Here is a 5,315-nt window from a genome sequence, read left to right on the forward strand (position 1 = left end):
CGCGGCGAGGTGCCGTGCCGGGCGTCGCGGACCCGCGAAGATCCGCCGGACAGGGCCTAGGCGGCCAGGTACCTCCGTAGCTGAGCGGCCGGGGCCGGACAGGGTTTGAGGGCCTGCTGCTGGAGCAGGGCGGATCAGGGAGCGTGGATGAGCATGGGTACGGACGGCGGCGCGGGCGGCGGTGGCGGTGGTGGTGACACGGGCGGTGACGCGGACTTCATCGAGCTGGAGGGCGTCGAGAAGGTCTTCGACGTACGGCGCGGAGCGGGCCTGCTGCGCCGTGAGAAGCGTCAGGTCCGGGCCGTCGACGGCATCAGTTTCCGGGTGCCGCGCGGCGAGATGGTCGGTTACATCGGCCCCAACGGCGCGGGCAAGTCGACCACCATCAAGATGCTCACCGGCATTCTGACCCCGAGCGGCGGTCGCCTGCGCGTCGCGGGCATCGATCCGTCCCGGGAGCGCACGCGGCTGGCGCACCGGATCGGCGTGGTCTTCGGGCAGCGCACCACGCTCTGGTGGGATCTGCCGCTGATCGACTCGTACCGGCTGGCGCACCGGATGTACCGCGTCCCCGACGCGCGGTTCCGGGCGAATCTGGAGCGGTGCGTCGAACTCCTCGATCTGGCCGAGCTGCTGGACGTACCCGTACGGCAGCTCTCGCTCGGCCAGCGCATGCGCGGCGACATCGCGGCGGCGCTGCTGCACGATCCCGAGGTGCTGTATCTGGACGAGCCGACCATCGGACTCGACGTGGTCTCCAAGGCCAAGGTCCGGGGGTTTCTGCGGGACCTGAACGCCGAACGCGGCACGACCGTCCTGCTGACCACCCACGATCTGACCGATATCGAGCAGCTCTGCAAGCGGGTGATGGTCATCGACCACGGCCGGCTGCTGTACGACGGCGCGCCGGCCGGGCTGCACGAGGTCGGGGAGAGCGAGCGGACGCTCGTCGTCGATCTGGAACGTGAGCTTCCGCCGATCGGGCTGCCGGGTGCGCGGGCGGTCAGGGTGGAGGGGCCGCGCCAGTGGCTCGCCTTTCCCGCGACGGAGTCGGCGGCGCCCCTGGTCGCCCGGATCGCGGCGGAGTATCCGCTGGTCGATCTGTCGGTGCGGGAGCCGGACATCGAGGCGGTGATCGCCAAGATGTACGTCGATCGATCAGCCGTGTGACGCGGGCTCCGGCGGTGACTACTCTGCTGCCATGACGAGTGAACGGCCCGCGCCAGGTCCCGGTCCCAGTCCGAGTTCCGGTGCCGGCTCCGGCGGTGCCGGTCCGGATCCCGATACGCGCGCCTCCGACGCCGAGCGGGAGCAGATCGCGGAGCGGCTGCGCGAGGCCGTGGCCGAGGGCCGGCTCGACATGGAGGAGTTCGACGAGCGTTTGGACGCGGCGTACAAGGCCCGTACCCATGGCGAGTTGGTGCCGCTGGTACGGGACCTGCCCGCGCCCGGCACGGCGACGGATGTGGCGCTCGCGCCCGCGTCGGGCGGCGGTGTGAGCACCTGGTCGGACCGGATCGGCAAGGAGCGGGCCACGTCCAAGGGCGCCTTCGCGTTCTGGGGCGGCTTCGGGCGCAAGGGCACCTGGACGGTGGGCCGGACGTTCACGGCGGTCGTCCTCCAGGCGGGCGGTGAGATCGATCTGCGCGAGGCGCGGTTCGAGGACCGCGATGTGGTGATCCGCTGCTTCACGGTCATGGGCGGCGTCCATGTCACCGTGCCGCCGGACATGGATGTCGAGGTCAGGGGCTTCGGCTTCATGGGCGGCTTCGGCGAGGTGGGCGAGGCCGAGGTCAGCCCGGGCTCGCCGCGGGTGATCATCACCGGGTTCGCCCTGATGGGCGGGGTCGGCGTGGAGCGCAAGATCAGGGAGTCGGAGAAGCGCCGGCTCAAGGAGGAGCGGAAGCGGCAGAGGCTGGAGAAGAAGGACCGCAAGGAACTGGACTGACGCCGGCGGGCGCGCCGATGGGCGAGGTTCACGCGGTTCGGGTCCGCCATCAGGCGTCGGCCCTCGGCCCTCAGTCGTCAGCCGCCGGCCCTCAGTCGTCCTCCGTCAGCCGTAGGCCGTCCGCCGCCGGGTGGGGCTCGCGCCCGTACGCGCGGGAACTCGCCGCGCGCTTCGGGAGTACCTCAGACAGGGACAATGTGTCGGGGCGGGCTCGCGGGCACGACGCGCACGCGGACGGATGGAGCGGAATGGAACGTACGGATCCGGAGAAGGCGGCGGAAGCCGGCGACGGTGGTGGCGCTGCCGACGGTGACGGCGGCCACGGTGGTGACGGCGGTCACGCCGGTGACGGTGTTCACGGCGCGGGACCTTCGGGGCCGCCCGCACCGCCGGGCGGCCCCCGCAAGCCCTCCCCTCTGAGCGCCACCCTCGGCTCCTTCGCGTACACGGCCGCCGACGAGGAGAAGCGCCGTGGCGTCCGCCGGATGAAGACCACCGCCACCGGTCTGCTGCTGCTGGTCGCCGTGATCTACGTCCTCGCCACCTGGGCGAAGAACTCCGGCGCGGGCGGCTGGACCGGCTATGTCGCCGCCGCGGCGGAGGCGGGCATGGTGGGCGCGCTGGCCGACTGGTTCGCGGTGACGGCGCTGTTCCGGCATCCGCTCGGCCTGCCCATCCCGCACACCGCGATCATCCCGAACAAGAAGGACCAGCTCGGGGCCTCACTGGGCTCGTTCGTGGGGGAGAACTTCCTGTCGGCCGAGGTGGTACGGACCCGGCTGCGCGCCCTCGCCATCGGCGGCCGGCTCGGTACGTGGCTGGCCGAACCGGCCCACGCGGACCGTGTCACCGCCGAGCTGTCCACGGCGCTGCGCGGTGCGCTGAGAGTCCTGCGGGACTCCGACGTACAGGCGATCGTCGGCGAGGCGATCACCCGCCGCGCGGACGCGGCCGAGGTCGCGCCGGTCCTCGGCAAGACCCTGGCGAGAGTCGTCACCGACGGCTCGCACCACCGCGCCGTCGATCTGATCTGCGCCCGCGCGCACGACTGGCTGGTGGAGCACGCGGACTCGGTGATGGACGCGGTCCAGGGCGGCGCGCCGGGCTGGACGCCCCGATTCGTCGACCGCAAGGTCGGTGACCGCGTCTACAAGGAACTGCTGCGCTTCGTCACGGAGATGCGCGACATGCCCGACCACCCGGCGCGCGGCGCCATCGACCGTTTCCTGCGGGACTTCGCCGTGGACCTCCAGTCGGACACGGAGACCCGGGCCAGGGTCGAGCGGCTGAAGTCGGATCTGCTGGCGCGCCCCGAGGTGCAGGACATCATCGCCTCCGCCTGGGCCTCCGTACGCGCGATGATCATGTCCGCGGCGGAGGACGACCGGAGCGAACTGCGTCTGCGCGCGCGTGCCTCGCTGCTCTCGCTGGGCGCGCGGCTGGCGACGGACGGCAGGCTCCAGGGGAAGGTGGACGGCTGGATCGAGGACGCGGCGGGGTATGTCGTCTCCACGTACCGCGGCGAGATCACGTCCCTGATCTCGGACACGGTACGGAGCTGGGACGCCGCCGACACCTCCAGGAAGATCGAGGCGCACATCGGCCGGGACCTCCAGTTCATCCGGATCAACGGCACGGTGGTCGGCGCGCTGGCGGGGCTGCTGATCTACACGGTGGCGCACGCGCTGGGCGCGTGAGCAACCCGGCCCCAGGACCGTCCCCCGGGAGAAGTCGGGAAAAGCCGGGAAAAGTGCTGGGCGCGTGCACCGGACCTTGTCGTCCGGTGCACGCGCCCAGCCACCATGGGGGAGTTGCCCTTGAGTACGTGGCCCGGCCCCGGTGCGTTCAACGCGTGCCCGCCCGTCTCTCAATCTTCGACGATCCGGCCGTCGCTCAGCTCCACGACCCGGTCCGCCAGTTCGAGCAACTGCGGGTCGTGCGTGGCGACCAGGGCCGTCGCGCCCTCGCTCCGTACGACCGTGCGCAGCAGCTCCATCACCGTGAGGCCGGTGCGGGCGTCCAGCTGGGCGGTCGGTTCGTCGGCGATCAGCAGGGCCGGCCGGTTGGCGAGGGCGCGGGCGATGGCGACGCGCTGCTGCTGGCCGCCGGAGAGTTCGGCGGGGCGCTGCGCCGCGTGCTCGGTGAGGCCGACGAGGGCCAGCAGCAGCGCCACCCGCTCCTCGCGCTCGCGCGGTTCCGCCCTGCGCAGCCGCAGCGGCACCCCCACGTTCTCCGCCGCCGTGAGGATGGGGATCAGACCGAAGGACTGGAAGACGAAACCGATGCGGTCGCGGCGGAGTTCCAGGAGCTCGTTCCCGCCGAGCCCCGAGAGGTCGGTGCCGTCGACGACGACCCGGCCCCGGTCCGGCGAGTCCAGGCCGCCGATCAGATTGAGCAGCGTGGTCTTCCCGGCCCCGGACCGCCCTTTGAGGGCGACCAGTTCACCCCGGGCGATGTCGAGCGAGGCACCGCGCAGCGCGTGCACGGCGGCGGGGCCGGTGCCGTACGAGCGGTGCAGGTCCTCGGCCCTGACCATCGGTTCAGCGGGGCCGGGGCGTGTGGTGGTCCTCCGGGCGGCCGTCTCCTGAGCGGCCGTTGCGTGAGTGGCGGTCCCGTTCGTGCTGGTCCCGTGTGTGCTGGTGGGTTCCGTCATGGGCGCATCCCCCGCGCGTCGTGGCCTGTGGCTGTCGCCCGGCCACAGTATGTGCGGGCCTCCTGGGGTAGGCAATGGGATCGTTTTCTGTTTGGCTGAGCGTGGATCAACGGGCGAGACCCGGAAGAGAGCCGTTCGGGCGGAACGGTGTGCGGGTCGTCGGGGGAAGTGTGACGGGGTTCGTCTTTCTGCGCGCGGCGGGACATCGGCTGCTGCTGGCCGCCGCGCTCCTCGCGGTGGTGCTGACCACCTGTGTGCTCGCCGCCCTCACCGCGTTCTCGGGTTCGGTCGGGGACACCGCGCTGCGCGAGACACTGCGCGGCCGGGACGCCGCGTCCGCCGTGCTCGTCGTCAGCGCGGATGTGCCGGCCGAGCGGCGGGACGCGGCGGAGGAGGCCGTGGTCCGGAGCGCGCGGGAGACGTTCGGCGGACTGCCCGTGACCGTACGGAGGCTGGAGCGCTCGGGACCGTACGCGCTGCCCGGATCGCTCCGGGCGTCCGCCGCCGCCGTGGCCGGGGACAAACCGGACCTGACCCACTTCGCCGCGCTGGACCGCTCCCGGATCACCCTGGTGGCGGGCGAGCTGCCGGGCAGGGGTACGGATACGGGCACGGGCACGGCTAAGGGCGCGGGTGCGGCCCCGGGCGCAGGTGCCGGTACGGGGGCGGGTGCGGGCGCGGCCCCGGGCGCAGGTGCCGGTACGGGGGCGGGTG

The 5,315-nt window shown here is 72.5% G+C and carries 4 protein-coding genes and 1 pseudogene; 4 read left to right on the forward strand and 1 reads right to left on the reverse strand.

What is annotated here, in order from left to right; all coding sequences use genetic code 11:
• The first annotated feature begins 153 nt into the window (after positions 1-153).
• From BFF77_RS28540 to BFF77_RS28550, 3 genes are all read left to right on the forward strand, one after another.
• Positions 154-1,170, forward strand: a complete 1,017-nt coding sequence (locus tag BFF77_RS28540) for an ABC transporter ATP-binding protein (protein ID WP_066955501.1) — start codon at positions 154-156, stop codon at positions 1,168-1,170.
• Positions 1,171-1,201: 31 nt separating this feature from the next.
• On the forward strand, positions 1,202-1,948 hold the full coding sequence (locus BFF77_RS28545; RefSeq protein WP_079125572.1) for a DUF1707 SHOCT-like domain-containing protein: 747 nt from the start codon (positions 1,202-1,204) through the stop codon (positions 1,946-1,948).
• Between the two features lie 248 nt (positions 1,949-2,196).
• On the forward strand, positions 2,197-3,645 hold the full coding sequence (locus BFF77_RS28550; protein WP_079125573.1) for a DUF445 domain-containing protein: 1,449 nt from the start codon (positions 2,197-2,199) through the stop codon (positions 3,643-3,645).
• Between the two features lie 170 nt (positions 3,646-3,815).
• On the opposite strand, the gene BFF77_RS28555 is transcribed toward BFF77_RS28550, so the two are convergent.
• Positions 3,816-4,484: an ABC transporter ATP-binding protein gene (locus BFF77_RS28555; protein ID WP_066955499.1), complete on the reverse strand. Its 669-nt coding sequence runs from the start codon at positions 4,482-4,484 to the stop codon at positions 3,816-3,818.
• A 287-nt stretch (positions 4,485-4,771) separates the two neighbouring features.
• Here BFF77_RS28555 and BFF77_RS36015 point away from each other — a divergent pair.
• Positions 4,772-5,315, forward strand: a pseudogene (locus tag BFF77_RS36015) (hypothetical protein); the annotation flags it as partial.

Source organism: Streptomyces lushanensis (assembly GCF_001700515.1).
Classification (GTDB): Bacteria; Actinomycetota; Actinomycetes; order Streptomycetales; family Streptomycetaceae; genus Streptomyces; species Streptomyces lushanensis.